The organism is Shewanella sp. HN-41 (assembly GCF_000217915.1).
GTDB lineage: Bacteria > Pseudomonadota > Gammaproteobacteria > Enterobacterales > Shewanellaceae > Shewanella.
Map to the genome: position 1 here is coordinate 142,657 of NZ_AFOZ01000043.1, position 20,480 is coordinate 163,136.

17 protein-coding genes and 1 pseudogene are annotated in these 20,480 nt (G+C 46.3%); 11 read left to right on the plus strand and 7 right to left on the minus strand.

Features of this window, described 5'->3' with window-relative positions; translation table 11 throughout:
* Positions 1-88 precede the first annotated feature (88 nt).
* The 3 genes from SOHN41_RS17130 (at position 89) to SOHN41_RS17140 (ending at position 2,207) form a co-directional block, all read left to right on the plus strand.
* Positions 89-490: a nitrous oxide-stimulated promoter family protein gene (locus SOHN41_RS17130; RefSeq protein ID WP_007651474.1), complete on the plus strand. Its 402-nt coding sequence runs from the start codon at positions 89-91 to the stop codon at positions 488-490.
* 54 nt (positions 491-544) lie between these two features.
* A complete protein-coding gene (locus SOHN41_RS17135; protein WP_007651476.1) occupies positions 545-1,471 on the plus strand; it encodes a hypothetical protein in 927 nt (308 codons plus the stop codon).
* A 151-nt stretch (positions 1,472-1,622) separates the two neighbouring features.
* Positions 1,623-2,207, plus strand: a complete 585-nt coding sequence (locus SOHN41_RS17140; protein ID WP_007651478.1) for a YSC84-related protein — start codon at positions 1,623-1,625, stop codon at positions 2,205-2,207.
* 80 nt (positions 2,208-2,287) lie between these two features.
* Here the strand turns inward: SOHN41_RS17140 and SOHN41_RS17145 are convergent.
* From SOHN41_RS17145 to SOHN41_RS17165, 5 genes and pseudogenes are all read right to left on the minus strand, one after another.
* Positions 2,288-3,429, minus strand: a pseudogene (locus tag SOHN41_RS17145) (GGDEF domain-containing protein).
* Between the two features lie 209 nt (positions 3,430-3,638).
* Positions 3,639-4,250: a hypothetical protein gene (locus tag SOHN41_RS17150; protein ID WP_007651483.1), complete on the minus strand. Its 612-nt coding sequence runs from the start codon at positions 4,248-4,250 to the stop codon at positions 3,639-3,641.
* A gap of 99 nt (positions 4,251-4,349) precedes the next feature.
* Positions 4,350-5,387, minus strand: a complete 1,038-nt coding sequence (locus tag SOHN41_RS17155) for an acyltransferase family protein (protein ID WP_007651484.1) — start codon at positions 5,385-5,387, stop codon at positions 4,350-4,352.
* A 1-nt stretch (position 5,388) separates the two neighbouring features.
* The gene (locus tag SOHN41_RS17160) at positions 5,389-6,786 is read right to left on the minus strand and encodes a hypothetical protein (protein ID WP_007651486.1); all 1,398 of its coding nucleotides are present in this window, start codon (positions 6,784-6,786) and stop codon (positions 5,389-5,391) included.
* Positions 6,787-6,984: 198 nt separating this feature from the next.
* Positions 6,985-7,335 carry a YkvA family protein gene (locus SOHN41_RS17165; protein WP_037459513.1) on the minus strand — a complete coding sequence of 117 codons (351 nt, stop codon included), beginning with the start codon at positions 7,333-7,335 and terminating at the stop codon, positions 6,985-6,987.
* Positions 7,336-7,899: 564 nt separating this feature from the next.
* On the opposite strand from SOHN41_RS17165, the gene speFL reads away from it, so the two are divergent.
* From speFL to SOHN41_RS17185, 4 genes are all read left to right on the plus strand, one after another.
* Positions 7,900-7,983, plus strand: coding sequence for a leader peptide SpeFL (gene speFL / locus SOHN41_RS20665; protein ID WP_224022194.1), 84 nt, complete (start codon positions 7,900-7,902; stop codon positions 7,981-7,983).
* A 322-nt stretch (positions 7,984-8,305) separates the two neighbouring features.
* Complete coding sequence (gene speF / locus SOHN41_RS17175) at positions 8,306-10,468, plus strand: ornithine decarboxylase SpeF (RefSeq protein WP_007651492.1); 2,163 nt, start codon at positions 8,306-8,308, stop codon at positions 10,466-10,468.
* Between the two features lie 84 nt (positions 10,469-10,552).
* Entirely contained in the window at positions 10,553-11,872 is a 1,320-nt protein-coding gene (potE, locus tag SOHN41_RS17180) for a putrescine-ornithine antiporter (protein WP_007651493.1), read from the plus strand.
* A gap of 103 nt (positions 11,873-11,975) precedes the next feature.
* On the plus strand, positions 11,976-13,130 hold the full coding sequence (locus SOHN41_RS17185; RefSeq protein WP_007651494.1) for a porin: 1,155 nt from the start codon (positions 11,976-11,978) through the stop codon (positions 13,128-13,130).
* A gap of 184 nt (positions 13,131-13,314) precedes the next feature.
* Here the strand turns inward: SOHN41_RS17185 and SOHN41_RS17190 are convergent, their stop codons facing one another.
* A complete protein-coding gene (locus SOHN41_RS17190; RefSeq protein ID WP_007651495.1) occupies positions 13,315-15,684 on the minus strand; it encodes a YgiQ family radical SAM protein in 2,370 nt (789 codons plus the stop codon).
* A 210-nt stretch (positions 15,685-15,894) separates the two neighbouring features.
* The gene (locus SOHN41_RS17195) at positions 15,895-16,293 is read right to left on the minus strand and encodes an MAPEG family protein (protein WP_037459516.1); all 399 of its coding nucleotides are present in this window, start codon (positions 16,291-16,293) and stop codon (positions 15,895-15,897) included.
* A gap of 158 nt (positions 16,294-16,451) precedes the next feature.
* On the opposite strand from SOHN41_RS17195, the gene SOHN41_RS17200 reads away from it, so the two are divergent.
* From SOHN41_RS17200 to SOHN41_RS17215, 4 genes are all read left to right on the plus strand, one after another.
* On the plus strand, positions 16,452-17,672 hold the full coding sequence (locus tag SOHN41_RS17200; protein ID WP_007651499.1) for a threonine/serine ThrE exporter family protein: 1,221 nt from the start codon (positions 16,452-16,454) through the stop codon (positions 17,670-17,672).
* 180 nt (positions 17,673-17,852) lie between these two features.
* Complete coding sequence (locus tag SOHN41_RS20180) at positions 17,853-19,496, plus strand: hypothetical protein (RefSeq protein WP_037459519.1); 1,644 nt, start codon at positions 17,853-17,855, stop codon at positions 19,494-19,496.
* A gap of 103 nt (positions 19,497-19,599) precedes the next feature.
* Positions 19,600-19,872: a DUF1778 domain-containing protein gene (locus SOHN41_RS17210; RefSeq protein ID WP_007651503.1), complete on the plus strand. Its 273-nt coding sequence runs from the start codon at positions 19,600-19,602 to the stop codon at positions 19,870-19,872.
* Positions 19,869-20,366: a GNAT family N-acetyltransferase gene (locus tag SOHN41_RS17215; RefSeq protein ID WP_037459521.1), complete on the plus strand. Its 498-nt coding sequence runs from the start codon at positions 19,869-19,871 to the stop codon at positions 20,364-20,366. Before SOHN41_RS17210 ends, SOHN41_RS17215 begins: the two co-directional genes overlap by 4 nt.
* The last annotated feature ends 114 nt before the right edge of the window (positions 20,367-20,480 follow it).

The window sequence follows — 20,480 nt, forward strand, 5'->3', positions numbered from 1 at the left end:
GCATCTTCATAATTTGGTGTTTCTGTTTTGTCAGCATCAATTTCACTGCCTATTATGGGATATCCGAGTAACACACTAAGGTATTCCCATGGGCTCAGCCGAACTACTGACGGGTAAACTGCTTTACGAACACCAAACAATTGCCGCCATGATGAAAATCTACTGCCGGGCAAAGCACCAAGGCCAAGATGCAACGGGTCTGTGTGATGACTGCCTAACACTATTAGATTATGCCGCAACCCGTCTCGATCGCTGTCCCTATGGCCAGAACAAACCAACCTGCAATAAATGTCCTGTGCATTGCTACAAACCCGCACAGAAGAAAATGGTCAAAGAGATCATGATTTTCTCAGGTCCCCGCATGTTGTTACCGCATCCCATTCGTGCAATCAAACACTTACTGGCAGAGCGTGCGCCCGTACCTGAATCAGTACCCGAAGCTGCATCCAATCGACATCAACGCATCGCTATTTCACAGAAAAAAGCTTAGTAACACTTTTGCGCCTCGAATTTCCCTGTTATAACAGGGCTCGAGGAGTCAAAAATGAACGAATTTAATACTTTTTTCGCTCAAGCTTACTGGTGGTTATCATTATTTGGAGGCTTACATTGCCTCGCATTAGCTATTTATATTCGCTATTTTTACCACGCCGATAGTAATCAAAAGCTGCTTGCAGGTTTCTTAAGTCTTATCGCCCTTTACTTCCTAACAGGTATGCTCAATCGCGATAACTCACCCATTCCCATACATATTCTATTTAACCTGATTAATCCCATTTACTTCTTACTCATGCCCCTGCTGTATCTATACTGCAAACGCAGCCTAGAGCAATGCACTGAACCCATTGGGTTTTCTAGACATTATTGGCCTTCGCTCTTCACCTTTTGTCTTGCCATACTGGATACTGCTTTGAGGTTTAATCTGCATAATGATGCTATCTGGTTCCAAGCTGAGTTCTTTCAATATCGCCAACACATAGATCTTAGCCATTGGGGCTTAGCACTCCCCTTACTACTCTTTATTCAAACCAGTAGTTACTTTGTCGCACTCTGGTTTCTGTTCAGGCAACATAAACAGCAGCAGCCCCGATCCATTAATGCGCCACAGGAAACCCTAAGGCTAATTCATTTCCGCTGGTTATTTGGCCTGACTTTAGCCATGCTGCTGAACTGGTTAATTCGCGTATTTGTGGTGGTGCTGCCTTTCTATCTAGGGGACATACTCTCCCCCTTATCCCATGCATTACCGCGGTTAAGCTTACTGCTGAGTTTTTATTTCCTAGCCGCATATGGTCTTAAACAAATTACCCGCACGGCCTACTTAAAAGGTCATATAGCGGCACCAGCACCTAAAATTGAGTCCCCAATGACAGAAGTGTTAACGTCAGAGGAATTTGAATTTATTCAACAGCTTCAGAAAGAATCAAATGAAGCTAACAACAAATCTGCCGAGACGCCTCCCCGACACTAAGAACTAAAAGATCAATACAGCCTCAAACTTTATAGCGCGCTCATAAACTCATCCACACAAGCTGAACCTAAGCTGATATTTCTTCAGCTAACGCTGTCATTTGTTACCACAAAGAGTAGTCTGATAGCACAAAGACTCGAGGAGAAAACCCATGAAATCATTTTTAACTGCCATTGCCGCATCCACATGCCTGTTCGTAAGCCTGTTTAGCATCCCCGCGGCGCAAGCGGATGAAAGCTACGATCAAGCCGTAGCCAATTTTCATCAAGCGAAAGAAACGCGCAAATTTTTTGATACCGCCTATGGCTATGCCCTGTTCCCGACTGTGGGTAAAGGCGGCATAGGAATAGGCGCAGCCTATGGTAAAGGTCGCGTCTACAAGGGCAGTGTTTATATGGGGGATTCTAGCCTGACCCAAATCTCTATTGGATTCCAGCTCGGTGGGCAAGCCTACAGCGAGATCATCTTCTTTAAAGATGCTAAATCCTATGATGCCTTCACCAGCGGCACTTTTGAGTTTGACGCCCAGGCCTCGGCGGTTGCCATTAATGTAGGCGCAAGCGCGCAGGTGGGTACGACGGGGAATTCTGCGGGCGCAGGACAATCCGGTGGTAATCAATCGGCCACCGGCGCATACATTAATGGTATGGCGGTATTTACTGCGGCCAAGGGCGGCCTAATGTTTGAAGCCGCCCTCGCGGGCCAAAGCTTTAGCTTCGAGCCAAAAGCAAACTAACCCAGAAAAGTGAAATGCTTAACTCTAACGGCGAGCCTCAGTGCTCGCCGTTTTTACATTTTCACTCTAAAAATATTGATTTAAAAGAAGTTTTTATTCAGAAAATCTGAATGAACCACCCGATTTCGACCTTTAGCTTTAGCATCATATAACGCTTTATCTGCGCTAACGAGTAAAGGTTCAATGCTAGGAATATGACTAGATGTTGCTACGCCAATACTAATTGATAACTTTATATCAGGATGGACATTAATCGATTCAATCGCAAACCGAAGTTTTTCAGCCACTGCTAATGCATGTTTACTATCGGTGCGGGGCAAAATCACGGCGAACTCTTCACCGCCTAAACGGCCAATAATGCCACGTTGCTTTAGTCCATCTTGCAAAGCATGGGAACAAAGCTTGAGCGCCGTATCACCGACATTATGTCCATAGGCATCATTAATTTTTTAAAATTATCAAGGTCTAACATCAAGACGCTAACGGGTAAGTTGTCACTGACAATCATATGCTTTGCATTATCAATAAACGCCCTTCTATTAAATAGACCAGTCAAACTATCCTGAGAAGCTAATGCAGATAACTCTTTGTTTAATACATCCAATCTAACTAAAAGAATAACAACCGTACTGAGAATCATATAAATGATGCCAGCAATAACCAAACTCCCTTGAAGAGCACTTTTGGCGATCATTTGAATAAATAATTCTGGTTTTATATAGCAAAATAAAGCTCTTACGATAAATCCTAGCCCCAATAATCCTGTCGAATAAATCAGCCACCCCTTTAGTTTTTCACTGCCAGACCAAAAGCCTCTCGTTAAGGTAAATGACATTAATATCAGCTGTATACCAAAGATAATACTGGCAAAGATGACTCGCATTATAATGTCATCAATATAAATCAACATCGTAATGGGCATCAGCAATATGGGGAATAAAAATAGCCAGAATGAGACTTTTTTATCGACTAAGCGAGCAAACGCCAAATAGCCGAATGAAAACGCGAGGCTGACACAAAAATTATAAAAAATAATGCCAATAAGTGGAGGTAAATGGGGGCGAGCAAAAAGCAGTAAATTAGCGATTCCATGGATGAACAGCGCTATAACCCAATATTTAGTCCCCTGATTTGTTCCCCTCTCTGCCATAAGTAATATTGCAAGCAACCATTGGATAATCGCTTGCGTGATAATAAGTGTTGGTGAATCGAGTTCGATCATATTTTGAACTAGTAGGTTGATGCCTAGATATAGAAAGAAATAGTATCAGAGCCTATGCTCATCACATAATAAATCATCCCAGTATGCACACTGGAAATTGGATTAATCCTTCACAGTATGTTGTAGCAAAACCTTTTCACTGCAAGCCAGTGAAAATCGATACATCAGCCTATCGGAACATGATGTCAATCTATGGATTCAGTCACAATTTAGTCGTGACCCCAGGGTTTTGGCGGTAAGGCAACTGGCTGGGTAAGATCGAAATCGACTTTAAAATCACGGTTTTCACGGGTGAGCTGATAGCTAAAAATCGTTGGCGTAATCGCGATATGCCATACATTCGTCACCGACTGGGTCAGGCCATTTCTGATGAAGTTATTGATGGAATCTTTATCGATAGGAAAAGACTGTCGTTGGGCCGTCCCCACATTTGTCGTATCGCCGCCATACATAGTCACTGCATCTTCACTGCCATCTTGATGACGATGATCATGCTTCAACCTGAGCCCTTGCGTTGTCTTGGTTATCACCCAAGTGCGCGAATGGTCATCACCCACATGGAATGGGATCTTAAGCTCAGTATCACTGCATTCACGCACGTGCATAATCAAGGATTTACCGCTAAAAGTCGAATCCGCACTATCACCAGAAACCACTTTGCCAGCAAAGGCTTGGCCGCAGTGACTCGCTATTTGCGCGAAAAAGCTGCGTTGCTGTTGCGTTAGCATGGATTGAGGATCGGCTTGAGTCGCGATGACTGGCATGGCCAACAAGCACAGTGCGGCAAGCCCTAAACGCTGCAGGGTAGGAATGGACTTCATTGTGTTCTCCATTTTATTCACGAGAAAACAACCTAGCATAAAGGGATAAATTCAAACTGAATTATCCCTTTATGCGTGCTTTAGCAATAACCCAACCGATTACCAACCAATATAAGTCCGGGAACGGTTGCCCAAATGCTTCTTGATAAAGCGAGCCGTAATAATACTGCCTACCATGAGGAAGGTAAAAATCCCCGCAGAAAACAACACACTCGTCACCCAAGACCCTGGAGGCAGGCGGTAGCGCAGCACAGTCGCCACTGTATTAAACAGCATATCGAACAGCGGATGGATAAAGAAAATCGCAAAACTCATCTCGGCGGTGGCCACCAACCAAGGTAAGCGGCTGCGCCCCGACAACCACTCGCAAAAATTCAATGTCAGTACGCACAGGCAGAGTTTTTGAATAAACTGCCAATCGATACCGTTATATTCAAACGGAGCCTTATGGTAGTTACCTATGTGCTGCACAATGTAACTCTGCTCAACTAGGCTTACCACCAAGAAAATCATTGCCAATGCGGTTAAAATGGAGCCGTAGCGCGTCACAATATGTTCATCTTGGGAATATAAAATACCTATCAAATAGAAAGGCATAAAATACACCACCGAGTGGATAAAGTTGACGTTGCCTATGGGTCTGTGGAGCAAAATCGCCACCACACAACTCAGTATAAATAGCGTCCAACGCATCTGCTGTGAGCAACGGATAAACCACAAAAATACTGGCGAGAATAAAAATACCGCCATGATGAATGGAATATACCAATGCGGGTACAGGATATAACCGTTGCGTACCGTATAAAAAATGCTAAGTAATACTTGGCTAAGCGGCTGTTCTTCCATGAAAAACCAGCGCAAACACAGGAAAAACAGGCCCACTAAGGAGACGACCAAGAAGGGGTAAAGTACGTTTTGTACTTTATTCTTCATAAACTTGCCGTAGTCGAAGTCCTTGTAAAAAATCCGGTGAAAAAAGTACCCAGAGATAAATACGAATAAAGCCGTGCCCCCCCGGAGTAAATTCTCCAGCAGCAGTGGGAACCCTTCTCCTGAGTTATAAATGCTGTGGCCAAGTACGATAAAAATAATCGCTATGCCGCGCATGTAGGTAAATTCGAGCTGATTTTTTCTCATATTAATTCATCGCACAGTAGAGGGTTCGTCCCTCAACAACACTCGCAGAAACCCTTATCGTGCCATGGACTTCCGACTCATTAAATACTAGATACTGCCCTTCGCGTTGGAAGGGAAATGCCAAAGGTAACAGAGTTGCCGACTCAATGCCCTCACAAAAATTTTGTATCTGCACATCGAGTAACGCACTGCCGCTCACATTTAAGTTACTGAATTGTGAACTCATACCAAGATAGGCTTGGGTTACGTCGCCTTGATAAGGCACAACATAAAAACCAGAGCGGACATCTCCTACATCGATAAAACTGCTGCTATCACTCACACTCGGCATGACTAATAAGGGCACCTTTGGGTCCTGCACATCCTTGAGTAACTGCGCCAATTTTTGCTCAGTCGCGGGGTAGTAAGCCAACATTTCCTGTAAGCGTTTCTTTTGCAAATTATGTTGCCCAACGGGTGGCGTAATGGGTTTAACGCGATTGAGCAATAAATCCACGGGTAGCATGCCCGATATCACAGACTCCTTCCAGACATAGGGATCTTGAGTTAAATCCAATAATATTCCCGCCAATGCGCCGATATTTTCGGCTTCGGCGGTCCAACCGCCTAACATCTGCTGTTGTTGATAGTAATTGTGGACATACTGCAACAGGATCTGCTGATATTCTAAATAGCTTTGGTTTTGGCTCAAAAAACGAGCCCCCGCGACTAACTCCACATACTTGGCACTGCCTTCGACTAAGTCGTTTAAATAGCCGACCCTGTCCTCATTCGGCGCGGCTTGACGCCATTCCTGCAACCAGTAGGCGGCATACCCCAATTGCACCGTTTGCCGCTCTGGCTCAGTTAATGCCGCCATCAAGGCATTAAATAACTGTAAGCGATAAAAGCGTGCCTCCAGATTAAGCGGAAAGACTTCGCCTTCGTAGCGGCGCCCTTCCTCTAACACGCGCCATTCGGACTGCGCATAAAAATGAAACGCTTCATGCAGACTATTACCCGCCCACACTAAAAAGGGCAAATCTGTGGGTTTAGTGTCACTGGCAAATTGAATATTCGGCGCTTCGAGTTGGATTAACACCCCAGGCTGACCCTGATACTGTGGAAAGCCGAAATTGATCGACAGGCCAGACTGCAGATTGACTGACTCTAAGACACTATTATCTTGGATGATTTCGCCACCGGGCTGACGTAGCCAGACGTTACCACCATAACTGAAGAGGTGCACTTTGTCGTCGAGGCGAAAACCCGGCCATAGGGCTTCACTACGGCGACTATTTTGAGTCATGTAATCGAGGTACAAACGGGCGAGTTGTTCCGGAGAAGCCTTATCGGCGGACGCAGGGGTAGCGGCAGAGACTCCTAAAAACCACAGGATCACCACCATAATATTTTTCATTTATTTGCCTAAACACACAATGGGTTTACAAAACAGCGCTAGCATATAGCGCAATCAAGCAATAGTGAAACGTTTGCAAAAAAATATTTTTTCCTTAAAAAAGCTAAGATAAAACCAAATCAGCGACTGCTAATAAAATCATATTTTTAGCGTCAAAATGTTCATTTATCCTATCTGTTAATCACCCAGCCAGAGCCATTAATCCTTAGGTGTGGCAGACTTATCGCCAAACCAAAGAGCCAATTTATCCGCCGCGAGGGATTTGACTTCATCATCGATATATAAAGTCACCATAGTCAAGGCTGCAGCAAGAGCCCCTAAATCGTCGGTAAAACCCACCAAAGGTGTAAGATCGGGAATCGCATCTAAGGGAGAAATAAAATAGGCCAAGGCGCCGAAGATGACAGACTTGGCCCATTTAGGGGTATTAGGCTTTTGCGCCGCATAATAAAGCCACAGGGCACGTTCGATCACCTCCCTGCCCGCCTGACGGCTAAAGAGTTTGATCTTGTTCCAAAATCCACTGTCGGTAAATTGCTCATCTGTCATCATTTAGCTCCTGTCGCTTGAAGATTGTTTGGGCAATACTAAACTCTCTCACCCTTTATTTATATCTTTCATCCATTGATGTTTCGATATAACTACTTTACGCAAACCCAAAAATAACATCAGCTCTAAAATGGCAACTTTCCACCCTAAATACTCAAATGTGAGAAAGAAACTGTCATTTTTGCAATCTTTAAGCATGCAAGTGATTTTGTAAAGAGAATTTCCGCATAACCATGCAAGTGTGTCGTGCGGTATAAATCAACACGCTTATCACAGCGGCCTTTTAATTAAAATTAGAATAAAGGAATAAGATATTTTATGCAGGAAGTATCATTTAAATAGCACCACCTATATTTACTTTAATTAATTAGATAAAGATAGTTAAGTATTATTAACTCAATTCAATATCGATAAAATAAGTTAAATTTAAGATATGAGTATTAAAAAGTAAGACATCGGTCATGATTTTATTTATAACTCGCATATAAACTTCACTCCACAATAAAATATAATTGTTTTCTCTAAGTCATAATGGAGTCGTATATGAAGAGGAAATCTAAAATCATGGCGCATATTAGGCGCACGCGGCATATCATGATGCCAAGCCAGCGTGACTATTTCGATCACTCATTTATCTTCCTCCGCTAATCCCGCGTAGGTAGTAGGCAAAGCTATAGCTAAGACATGGAACTATCTTCATAGTACCAGACACTTACATTACTGTAGTTTATAGGCTCACTATCTCGCATCGCTATCAAAGCATTCTTTTATTAGTGCAGTTTAACTGCGGCTAAGCAATCCGCTTATCCAATAGAATATTATTCTACTTCTATTTAATTTAGCGGTTTAAGCATAGTCACAACTATTCTACACACGGAATTGCTATATCTAATTTTCACGCCTCTAATGCAATTTAATTAGGTGTAGGCACTGTTGCATCCAAATTATTTAAAGTAAAAGGAAATTAACGATGAAATCATTAAAAGTTGCCGCCAGCTTATCTGTTAGATCTTGTTTCGATATAGACAGAGAAGTAGTCAATGTATTAACCACAGATTTTTGTGATGTTGGTGCAGCGGTAGTTTCAGTTGATGATGTTAGAAATGGTATCGTTGAAAAGATTAAAAACACCGGATTGAAACTACCCATCTTCGTTTCAGTTTGCTGTGAAGAAACTTTCCCAGATGATGTTTGTTCATCAATTACTGGGGTATTTGAACTCTGTGGTGATAATACTGACTTCTACGGAAAACAGGTTGAAACTGCTGTCAATAAATATGAGCAAGCGCTATTACCTCCCTTCTTTGGCACATTGAAAAAATACGTTGAAATGGGTAATTCTACCTTCGCTTGCCCAGGCCATCAGGGTGGTCAATTTTTCCGTAAACACCCAGTAGGTCGTCAGTTTTTCGATTTCTTTGGCGAAACCATTTTCCGCGCCGATATGTGTAATGCCGATGTCAAATTAGGTGATTTGCTGATCCATGAAGGTGCTCCGCTCGACGCTCAAAAATATGCAGCCAAAGTCTTTAATGCCGATAAAACCTATTTCGTGCTGAACGGCACTTCATCATCAAATAAAGTGGCAACCAATGCGTTATTAGCTAAAGGTGATCTAGTTCTATTCGATCGCAATAACCATAAATCGAACCACCATGGTGCGCTAATTCAAGCAGGGGCTACCCCCATTTATTTAGAAACGGCGCGTAATCCCTTCGGTTTTATCGGAGGTATTGATGCTCACTGTTTCCAAGAATCCTATTTAAGGGAACAAATCCGCGAAATAGCCCCCGAACGTGCCGATGAAAAACGTCCCTTCCGTTTAGCCATTATCCAACTCGGCACCTACGACGGCACTATCTACAATGCTCGCCAAGTAGTTGATCGTATTGGCCATCTATGTGATTACATCCTATTTGACTCGGCTTGGGTGGGCTATGAACAGTTTATTCCCATGATGAATGACTGCTCACCGCTACTACTCGAACTGACCGCCGAAGATCCCGGCATTATCGTGACTCAGTCGGTACACAAACAGCAGGCGGGGTTTTCACAAACCTCACAAATCCATAAAAAAGATAAGCATATCAAAGGTCAAGTAAGATACTGCAACCATAAGCGCTTCAACAACGCCTTTATGATGCATGCGTCTACCAGCCCCTTCTATCCCCTGTTTGCCGCATTGGATGTGAACGCGAAAATGCACGAAGGCGCCAGCGGCCGTTTTCTGTGGCGCGAGGCCGTGAAAGCTGGGATTGAAGCCCGCAAGTTATTGCTTAAAAAATGCAAATATATCAAACCCTTCATCCCAACTATGATCGATGGTCGCCTATGGCAAGAGTATGAAACCGAGCAAATGGCTGACGATTTACGCTTCTTCGAATTTGAGCCAGGGCAAAAATGGCACTCCTTCGACGGCTATGAAAAAGGCCAATACTTTGTTGACCCTTGTAAGTTCCTATTAACCACACCGGGCATAGATGCAGAAACGGGTAAATATACCGAGTTTGGTATCCCTGCGACTATTTTGGCTAACTTCTTACGGGAAAATAATATTATCCCCGAGAAGTGCGACTTAAATTCGATTTTATTCCTGATGACGCCCGCGGAAGATATGGCCAAGATGCAACATCTGGTCTCGCAAATCGCTCGCTTCGAGAAATTAGTCGATGAGGATGCGCCATTATCCGAAGTCTTACCTAACGTCTATAACGCCAATAGAGCCCGCTACAAAGATTACACCATCCGCCAACTCTGCCAAGAAATGCACAACCTTTATGTCAGCCACGACGTAAAACAACTGCAAAAGGAAATGTTCCGCCAAGCGCATTTCCCGAGAAAAGTGATGAACCCACAGGAGGCTAATCTCGAGTTTATCCGCGGCAAAGTGGAATTAGTGCCGCTATCGCAAATTGAAGGTCGCATCGCCGCCGAAGGCGCGCTGCCCTACCCACCTGGCGTGCTATGTATGGTGCCAGGAGAAATTTGGGGGGGCGCGGTGCAGCGTTATTTCTTAGCCCTAGAAGAAGGTATCAATTTATTACCCGGATTCTCACCCGAATTACAGGGAGTTTATCTCGAAAATACCCCAGCAGGAAAAATCCAAGCATTAGGTTATGTATTAGCTAAATAACGAATATTGGCTGCGGCGTTAAATAACCCCGCGCTGCAGCCAGTTTCACACTTTATTATGAGTCATATGAATTAGGTCGTTATTATGAGTAAATCAGAGAATAAAATTGGCGTCGTCCAATTAACTATTATCACCATAGTCAATATGATGGGTTCGGGCATTATCATGTTGCCCACCCAATTAGCCCAAGTGGGCACTATTTCGATTTTATCTTGGCTGATCACTGCCGCAGGTTCTACTGCGCTGGCCTTTGCCTTTGCTAAATGCGGTATGTTCAGTAAAAAATCCGGAGGCATGGGTGGTTATGCCGAGTATGCCTTTGGGCGCTCGGGCAACTTTATGGCCAACTACACCTATGCGGTTTCGCTGCTCATTGCCAACGTCGCTATTGCCATCTCGGCTGTGGGTTATGCCGCCGTGTTGTTTGAAGTCAATTTAAGCCCTATGGCCATCTGTCTTGCCACTATTGGCGTACTTTGGCTGGCAACGATTGCTAACTTTGGCGGCGCCCGCATTACTGGCCGCGTCAGTAGCGTAACCGTATGGGGCATCATCATTCCCGTCATTGGCGTATCGTTAATCGGCTGGTTCTGGTTTGATATTGACCTCTACAAAGGCGCATGGAACCCCCATGAACTGCCCTTCTTCAAGGCCTTAGGTGGCTCAATTGCGATGACGTTATGGGCGTTCCTTGGCTTAGAATCCGCTTGCGCTAACTCTGAGACGGTTGATAATCCAGAGAAAAACGTACCTATCGCCGTAATGGGTGGCACCTTAGGTGCGGCGCTTATCTATATCATTTCGACTAACGTGATTGCCGGTATCGTGCCTAACGCCGATCTTGCCTCATCCAACGCCCCCTTTGGTTTAGCCTTCGCGCAAATGTTTAATCCTACGGTCGGTAAAATCGTCATGGCCTGCGCCATTATCTCCTGTACAGGTTCACTGTTGGGTTGGCAGTTCACCATTGCCCAAGTATTTAAAGCCTCGGCCGATGAGGGTTTCTTCCCGAAAATCTTCTCTAAGGTCAGTAAGGTCGATGCGCCAATTTGGGGCATGACGATTATCGTATCTATCCAAACTTTTCTGTCGCTCATGACCATTAGCCCCTCACTCAGTAAACAGTTTGAAGCCTTAGTGAACCTCGCCGTAGTGACCAATATTGTGCCCTATATCCTATCGATGGCCGCCCTTGGCATTATGCAGAAACAGCTCAAAGTGCCTACCAATAAAGCGCGTGTGACAAACGTCATTGCCGTGATTGGCGCCCTGTACAGCTTCTATGCCCTTTATAGTTCAGGTGAAACCGCCGTTATGCTCGGTGCGATAGCCACCTTCTTTGGTTGGACGATTTACGGGGTGATCTCCAATAAAACCCCAGTTGCTAATGCCCGTCCAGCCTAAATACGGCTGACTAGCACTGAATCTCCGTCCTTAAAAAACACAGACTGAGCCCTAGAATCAATGCTAGGGCCCAGAGCTGACACTTGCTCATTTTGGTGAAATTATGAATAAGATCCGCATCGCGTTACTGCTCCCCATGCTATTGGCGGCCACCAGCAGCCAAGCTGTTGAACTCTATAAAGATTCAAAAAACACATTAGATTTAAGTGGTTGGCTAGGTTTTGCCGCCCTAAATGACAGCCACGATACTTCGGTGATCGACGATTCATCCCGGGTACGCTTTAGCTTTGAACGCAATGAAAAACATGGTTGGACCGCCTTTGCCACCACGGAATGGGGCATCAATATGGTTTCTAGCGACGACAGCCTAGTGATGCAAGGTGGCAAACTCGCCGCCGAAAAAACCGAGGACTTCCTCTATAACCGCTTAGGCTATGTCGGCATGTCACACGAGGAATGGGGTAGCCTCAGCTTTGGTAAGCAATGGGGCGCCTACTATGATGTCGCAGGCACAACGGATCTACCGAACATCTTCGCCGGTTATAGCGTGGGCGCCTACGCCTTTAGCGATGGCGGTTTAACTGGTACAGGCCGTGCCGACTCCGCCTTTATCTATCGTAATAACTTTGGCCCAGTGCAAATTGCCCTGCAATACGCCGCCAAAACCAACGGCGATGTGGTCCTTAAAAATGATGACGGCAGCGAAATGGCAGACTCTGAACTGAGTTTCGATAGCAGCTACGGTGCCAGCATCACCTATTCGGTAACTGAAAAGTTCAAGCTACTCGCAGGCTTTAACCGTGGTGATTTTGAAGGCCATCTCGGTAACACTCAAGTCGATGAAACCAATGAGATTGTCGGTATTGGTGCCATGTACGGTGATTATTATCACTATGCCGAAAATCGCCAAGCCAGTGGACTTTACGTTGGTTTTAATGCCCATCAAAGCAAGAATAATGAGTTAGTTGGCGGCGACCTTTACGATGCCACAGGTACCGAGTTGATGACGGCCTATCAATTTGATAACGGCTTTGTGCCTATGCTGGTTCTCAGTTATTTAGATTTAGATACCAATGCCAGCACGCCAATCCAAGGTAAATGGACCCGCCAATTTGCCATGCTGGGCCTGCACTATCGTTATAGCAACGACACTGTGATGTTTGCCGAAATGAAGCTGGATTTTAGCAATATGGATGATATAGCCCAAGAAGCACAGCAAGACAACGGCTTTGCGGTGGGGATTAACTACTTCTTCTAACGTTGGGGTTGAGAATAACGGCTCACGTCACTCATATCCGTGAGCCTTTTTGAGACTGAGGCGCAGTGCACGTTCCGTCTACAAACGCTCACCGCACACTCATTGGATGGTCCTGCTGGTTTGCCATCATCTCTACGCCACTCCAAATCAAGGTGATGGAGTGGCCTTTTTACAATAAAGCTAACTACTTAGCTTGCTGGCGTCCCGATGATGCTTTGCCGCCTCGAGATGGAGCACCGCCCTTAGCTTGACCGCCCGCCTTAACACTTGACTGACCGAATGGCGCCTTGGCTCCGGGACGGCTCGACTTAGGTGCATTTGGCTTGGCGGATGTGGGCTTACCCCCTTTAGCACCCGTCTTTGACTCGGCATTCACCTGTCCTTGGGCTGCACCTTTAGCCGAAGCTTTGGATTTACCCTCCCCCTTACGGTCATCGAATTGATTACCCGAGAAACGTGTAAAGGCTTTTTGGCCTTGGTTGGCATCCTTCATCCATTTAGGCCCGCGCTCATTGCGCCCTTCTGGCGGCACTAATTGATGGGGACTATTGCCGATCAAATCCTCACGCCCCATGGCAATCAAGCCTTCACGGATAATCGGCCAACCCGCAGGATCATGGTAACGCAGCAGCGCCTTATGCAGGCGGCGCTGACGGCCCTTCTTCGGTACAGGCACCACTTCACTGGTGTGCTTGACGTTTTTCAGCGAGTTGAGCTCAGTGTGATAAATGGTGGTCGCATTCGCCATCGGGGATGGATAGAAGTTTTGCACTTGGTCGAGCTTGAACTTACGCTCCTTCAACCACAGGGCTAAATTCACCATGTCTTCATCGGTCGTGCCTGGGTGCGCCGAAATAAAATAAGGGATCAGGAACTGCTCTTTACCCGCCTCCTTCGAATACTTGTCGAATAGCTCTTTAAACTTATCGTAGGCGCCCATGCCAGGTTTCATCATCTTACTGAGCGGCCCTTCTTCGGTATGCTCAGGGGCGATTTTCAAGTAGCCACCTACATGGTGTTGCACTAACTCTTTGACATAGGCGGGGTCTTCAATCGCCAGATCATAACGCACGCCCGAGGCGATCAAGATCTTCTTAATGCCGGGTACGGCGCGGGCGGCGCGGTACAAGTCGATCGTATGTTTATGATCTGTGCCTAAATGGCCGCAAATCGAGGGGAACACACAGGATAAACGGCGGCAGGTTTTCTCCGCTTTTTCGCTGGTACAGCCGAGGCGGTACATGTTGGCGGTGGGGCCGCCAAGGTCGGAAATCACCCCAGTAAAGCCGGGCACTTTATCCTGAATATCTTTGATTTCTTTGATAATAGATTCTTGTGAACGACTCTGGATAATCCGCCCTTCGTGTTCGGTAATCGAGCAGAAAGAGCAGCCTCCAAAGCAACCGCGCATGATGTTGATCGAGGTTTTGATCATGTCATAGGCGGGAATTTTCGCCTTACCATAGATAGGATGCGGCACCCTTTGGTAGGGTAAATCGAACACGGCATCCATCTCGTCGGTATTGAGCGGCCAAGCGGGCGGGTTGACCCACACACCACGGTCACCGTGGGGCTGGAATAGCGCTCGCGCACAGCCGGGGTTTTGCTCTTGATGCAAAATCCGTGAGGCATGGGCGTATAAGTATTTGTCCTCAGACACCTTATCAAAGGCGGGCAGCAGCACATAGGTTTTATCCCAAGGCTTAGGACGTGGTGGCTGCACACTGATAGGTTTTGGCGCCTCGTTATCGAAGATTTTTACATCCGAAGGGCCAGATAAATTGGCGCAGCCTACATCATCGGCACCATAGGGATTCGGGATAGGATCTATCTTATGTAATTGATCGATCTTGCGTGAATCCATGCCCCGCCATTCAGGCAAAGGTTCGCGACGAATAACCGCAGTGCCACGCACATCATGCAGATCGTTAATCGACTCCCCCGCCGCTAAACGGCGCGCCACTTCGGCCAATGGCCGCTCGGCATTGCCGTACATCAGAATGTCGGCCTTGGCATCGAAAATCACGCTGCGGCGCACTTTGTCTGACCAATAATCGTAATGGGCGATACGGCGCAGACTCGCCTCAATCCCGCCGATAACTACTGGCACATCTTTAAAGGCTTCTTTACAGCGCTGGGTATACACAGTCACGGCGCGATCGGGGCGCTTACCACCGATATCGTCAGGGGAATAGGCATCGTCGGTGCGGATACGGCGGTCGGCGGTGTAGCGGTTAATCATCGAATCCATATTACCGGCGGTGACACCAAAAAACAGGTTTGGACGACCTAACTGCATAAAGGCGTCTTTGCTCGACCAATCGGGCTGGGAAATAATCCCCACGCGATAGCCTTGGGCTTCTAACATACGGCCAATGACCGCCATGCCAAAGCTTGGATGGTCCACATAAGCGTCACCTGTGACAATAATAATGTCGCAGCTATCCCAGCCAAGCTTATCCATCTCCCTACGGGACATAGGTAAGAAAGGCGCAGTGCCATAACACTCGGCCCAATATTTGGGATGACTAAAAAGTGTGGATTCAACTTGCATCGATTTTGACCCGAAAGCGTAATGTCAAACAAAGGCGAAGCGAAAAAGCGCCGCACCGATTTAGGGACGCGGAGTATAGCAGGCAACTGTGGTTAAGTGCGATTAAAAAAACACCAATCAAGGCGTTTTTCAGGGTATTTCAACCTCGGCAGTAATACCCTTAAATCGGCTATGGATATGGCTTAGGGCGAAGGAGCAACGCCATGGGGCTTATAAGGTCTGTGCAAAATGCACTAGATTCACCAAAGCCAGCGAGATGATCACCACCCAGGTCAATAACACGCCCCAGAAACGGCCAAAATGATAACCGCCCTTGCCTTGAGTAAGGCCAATAGCATGGAGTAAACGCGCCACAATCCATACAGTCCCAAAACAATGCAAATAGAAATGCGCTAAGCCCCCCGTTTCCGCCAGTATCATTAGGATCAATGCGATAGGTGCATTTTCTATCAAATTCGCATGGACGCGCCCCGCCAATACGAGGGCATTATTGCCACCGTCACCCAAACCAATTTTTTGGCTTCGTCTTAATTTCACCACCCGATAGGCCAAAGCAACTATCAATAAACCAGTCAAGCTGGCGTACAAACCGGTAACCATCAAAGGCATGTTCCATTTCCCCATTGAAAAAAATCGACTATAGCCCGAACCGCAAAAATTCAGCAATTTATTTGTATTAAGGTTAAAAGCCGTTAACCTTTTAGCGACAAGATAGGTTAATATGCGCCCGTGCTCCCTAACAACTTTAGAAACAGTGAATACCTCGATTGGATAACGAAGAGTTTATCGAAAAGCGTAAATTTATCATAAAGCTAGGTAAAGCCTTGCATAAGTTTGGCACACCCGCTTACCGCCTTGAAACCCACTTGCAAACCGTTGCGCGCACCTTAGGTATCGAGGGTTATTTTCTGATTTCCCCGACGTCGATGACCTTCGTATTACAGCACGATACCGATCAAGAATATAACCATGTGGCTAGGGTTAAACCCGGCGAACTCGATTTAGGCTCACTCGCCCGTACCGATGAGTTAGTCGACGAACTCACCTCAGGAAAGCGCACCCTAGCCGAAGCCTTGGACAGGCTCGAGGAAATCGCCAATAAACCCAACCCCTATGGCCCAGCCTTAACCTGTTTTTCCTTTGGCACTTCGGCAGCGGCCTTCGCCATGTTGATGGGCACAGGTTGGAACGATGTATTTTGGTCGGGGTTATTAGGCTTATTTGTCTATGGCTTGGTATACCGTGCCGAACGCTCGGCACGCATGGCAGAAGTGCTTGAACCCTTCGCCACCATTCTTTGCGCCATCGCCGCCTGCGCCATTGCTCGCATCGATCCCAATATCAATATTCCCGTAGTGATCCTCTCATCGATCATTATTTTTATTCCCGGCTTAGCGTTAACGTTAGGTCTGGCCGAACTCGCCGCGCGGGATTTGATTTCCGGCACGGCGCGGATTATGGACGCGAGTATGCTGTTGTTTAAACTGTACTTTGGTGCAGTGCTCGGCATGGCGATTGGTAAAGCCGTGTTTGGCGAAGCGATTCATATCGAACCAGAGGGGTTACCCCGTTGGGCAATTTGGTCGGCGGTGCCCATTTTATCCATGGCACTGGTATTTATCTTCAAGGCGCGCATGCAAGATTCCCCTTGGGGAGTGCTCGCGGGGATCGTCGCCTTTTTCTCCGCCATGCTGGGTGGGCACTTTTTTGGTGATTCGGTGGGGATTTTCTTCGGCGCCCTCGCGGTGGGGATTTACTCTAATCTATTCGCCCGCTGGATGAAGGCGCCCGCCTCTATCGCCCTGTTACAGGGGATAGTGATCTTAGTGCCAGGCAGTAAAACCTATATCGGTCTCAATGCACTTATTTCCGGCGAGACTATGCTCAACCAGTCCCATATTGGCTCGCAGATTTTTTTAATCTTTATGTCGCTGGTCGCCGGACTCATCTTCGCTAACGTAGCCGTCCCTCCCAGACGAACATTATAGAAAATGTGATTCGGGCTGGAGCCCATGCCCAGCCTCATTCTTAAGTTAACCTTAAGCAAAATCATAATCTTATTAAAATGTTTCCTTGACTAACGGCCATTTCCTGTGTGTTATTAAATTGTGAATTGCAGAGTGAGTGTGATACCGCTGCAGTCGTCAATTCCATGGGAGTGAGCCTTTATGCAGAAATTAATCCAGTATGCATGCATCCTACCTTGTTGCGTTGGCAGCCTAATGGGTGCCGCTAGAGCAGATGATGCCACCGGCGCTGCAACACCCAAAAACCAAGAGACTAAAAACGTCAGTAAAATTGTGGTCGTGAGTAATCCCATCTTCGATGAATCCGACCCCGATGCCTTTTTTATTCACCGCTGGGCAAACTACCTGCATATCAACACCAAGGAATATGTCGTTCGAGATAGGCTCACCTTCGGTGAAAATGACCAAGTCACTCAAAAAGATCTCGACGAATCCCAGCGCCTGCTACGCGCCGAACCCTATATTCGTGACGCTAAAATTTATATTGCCGAAAAAGATCCGCAAGCCGACACCAACCTAGGGGATGAATCCATCATCATCGAGACTTGGGATAACTGGTCATTATTACCCACGGCGAGTTTTAGTAGCTCGGGAGGCGATACTCGGTATTCCTTCGGGATAAAGGAAGATAACCTGTTCGGTACTGGTATTCGCACCCGCTTAAAGTATCAATCAGATGAGTCGCGCACGGGTTACAAATTTGCCTTTGAAGCCCCAGTCAGCATTATCGAACATGGCATAGTCGCGGCCGAGTTTTACGATAACAGCGACGGCCAAGCCAAACATGTGTATGTAAGCAAACCCTTCTATGCCCTTAATACGCAAACCATGTACTCGGTGGAGTTTTTGGATGATAGCCGTATCGATACCCTGCGACAGAACGGCCATGATATGAATGAGTTTGCACACAGTGTCGACTACCTCAACCTGAAATACGGCTGGTTAATCGATAAGAATGCTGACAGTCTCTCCCGTGTCATCACAGGTTTTACCCAAGATAAACATGAATTTGCTAACTTTGACACCTACCCCAACTCTGATCTGCCCCAGGACAGAGACTTTATGTACCCTTGGGTGGCCTATGAGTTTATCCAAGATGATTTTCATGTTCTGAACAATGTCCACCTGATCACGAATAACGAGGACTTTAACTTAGGCTGGCATCACTATTTACAATTTGGCATAGAAACCAAAGACATAGAGGATAACAGTCCCCTAGGCTATCACCTTAAATGGCAAAGTAGCGCTGGCTACAAGTTTGACAATCAGCTGTGGTTACTCGAAATGGGCGGTTCCAGTACACTAGGGACCACTCAAGCAGACACCTATCAAGTCAATGCCCAAGCCGAATACTTCTATCAAATCAATCCCAAATGGACTGCCTATGCCAAGGCATGGGGCAGCATATCCAACAATACCTATCTGGATCTCACTAAGGGGCTTGGGGATGAGACAGGTGTGCGCGGTTATCCCAACGATTACCAATTGGGTGACAATCAATGGTTACTGACCGCCGAAATACGCAATTATCCCAATATTAATTTATATCAGTTGGCAGAGCTTGGTTGGGCGGTCTTTACCGACCTAGGGCAAGCCTCGGGCGGACCACTGGCCGAAAACAACGAAGTCAGCGGCCCACTGGGCAGTGTTGGAATTGGAGCCCGCATTTACTCCTCGCGCTCCAGCTACGGCAACGTCGCCCATATCGACCTTTCCATCCCCTATACCGGCGGCGACTCAGTGAATAGCTGGGAATGGCGCTTCTTAGTAAAACAAAGCTTTTAAGCGGTTTGGTTAGTTCGCGTGCCAAAGTGACACAAGGATTGCGTATTGAACACTTTGACACCATAATACCCATGTGACAGTTTGACACAACAGGAGATAAAATATGGCAACGACTTTGCCTCGCATCACCGCTAGAGTTGATGTCGATACTCAAGATTTGCTCACAGAGGCTGCTGCTCTCGCTGGCATGTCCAGTATTAACTCATTTGTTTTGAATGCGGCAATCGAAAAAGCAAAACAAGTGATTGAACGTGAGCAAACTCTAAAGCTAAACCAAGCTGATGCGGTATTGCTGATGGAAGCGCTCGATAAGCCAGCAGTAGTCAATACCAAACTCAAATTGGCGTCAGAGCGTTATGAGAGTAAAACCCAATAATGAACACGGTACTTCTCGACAAAGACAAGCACGATAGGAACCGTTTCAATTGTGGCACCGACGCCCTCAACAATTACTTTAAAGTCATGGCGAGTCAGCAAGCCAAGAAAGACAACACCAGAACGTTCGTTTTGGAAGATGATAATAACAACACCCATATCATCGGCTTTTACACCCTAACGATGACCCCCATTGATTTAAAAGCATTGCCCGAGAAGTTACAGAAGAAACACCAATCTTCAACCTCCGGTGGTCTTATTGCTCGTTTAGCTGTTGATGACAGATATAAAGGAAAAGGTTTTGGCGAGTGGCTGCTTATTGATGCACTCCGAAAACTATTAGCTGCCAGTGACAGCGTAGCGTTCCCCTTTGTTATCGTTGATGCCAAAGACGGTGCAAAACACTTCTATGAACACTATAGATTTCAAGCGTTTCAAGATGCTGAAAACAAACTCTTTATGACTATTGCAGATATCAGGGCAAGTTTAGGCTAATTGTAATAAATGGCTGGCAGCGAAAACGCTTCGATCTTTTTTCTGCATATAGCTCTCGTGCAACTGAAAATACCGCTGTTAGAAATGAACCAAGAGCGATGCCTATCAACGCAT

Excerpts from the sequence above, each read along its gene's own strand:
- speFL (WP_224022194.1), top strand. The coding sequence starts at position 7,900 with ATGGCGCATATTAGGCGCACGCGGCATATCATGATGCCAAGCCAGCGT.
- speF (WP_007651492.1), top strand. The coding sequence starts at position 8,306 with ATGAAATCATTAAAAGTTGCCGCCAGCTTATCTGTTAGATCTTGTTTC.
- SOHN41_RS17130 (WP_007651474.1), top strand. The coding sequence starts at position 89 with ATGGGCTCAGCCGAACTACTGACGGGTAAACTGCTTTACGAACACCAA.
- SOHN41_RS17210 (WP_007651503.1), top strand. The coding sequence starts at position 19,600 with ATGGCAACGACTTTGCCTCGCATCACCGCTAGAGTTGATGTCGATACT.
- SOHN41_RS17150 (WP_007651483.1), bottom strand. The coding sequence starts at position 4,250 with ATGAAGTCCATTCCTACCCTGCAGCGTTTAGGGCTTGCCGCACTGTGC.
- SOHN41_RS17190 (WP_007651495.1), bottom strand. The coding sequence starts at position 15,684 with ATGCAAGTTGAATCCACACTTTTTAGTCATCCCAAATATTGGGCCGAG.
- SOHN41_RS17195 (WP_037459516.1), bottom strand. The coding sequence starts at position 16,293 with ATGCCTTTGATGGTTACCGGTTTGTACGCCAGCTTGACTGGTTTATTG.
- SOHN41_RS17160 (WP_007651486.1), bottom strand. The coding sequence starts at position 6,786 with ATGAAAAATATTATGGTGGTGATCCTGTGGTTTTTAGGAGTCTCTGCC.
- SOHN41_RS17165 (WP_037459513.1), bottom strand. The coding sequence starts at position 7,335 with ATGACAGATGAGCAATTTACCGACAGTGGATTTTGGAACAAGATCAAA.
- SOHN41_RS17140 (WP_007651478.1), top strand. The coding sequence starts at position 1,623 with ATGAAATCATTTTTAACTGCCATTGCCGCATCCACATGCCTGTTCGTA.
- SOHN41_RS17135 (WP_007651476.1), top strand. The coding sequence starts at position 545 with ATGAACGAATTTAATACTTTTTTCGCTCAAGCTTACTGGTGGTTATCA.
- SOHN41_RS17185 (WP_007651494.1), top strand. The coding sequence starts at position 11,976 with ATGAATAAGATCCGCATCGCGTTACTGCTCCCCATGCTATTGGCGGCC.
- SOHN41_RS20180 (WP_037459519.1), top strand. The coding sequence starts at position 17,853 with ATGCAGAAATTAATCCAGTATGCATGCATCCTACCTTGTTGCGTTGGC.
- potE (WP_007651493.1), top strand. The coding sequence starts at position 10,553 with ATGAGTAAATCAGAGAATAAAATTGGCGTCGTCCAATTAACTATTATC.
- SOHN41_RS17155 (WP_007651484.1), bottom strand. The coding sequence starts at position 5,387 with ATGAGAAAAAATCAGCTCGAATTTACCTACATGCGCGGCATAGCGATT.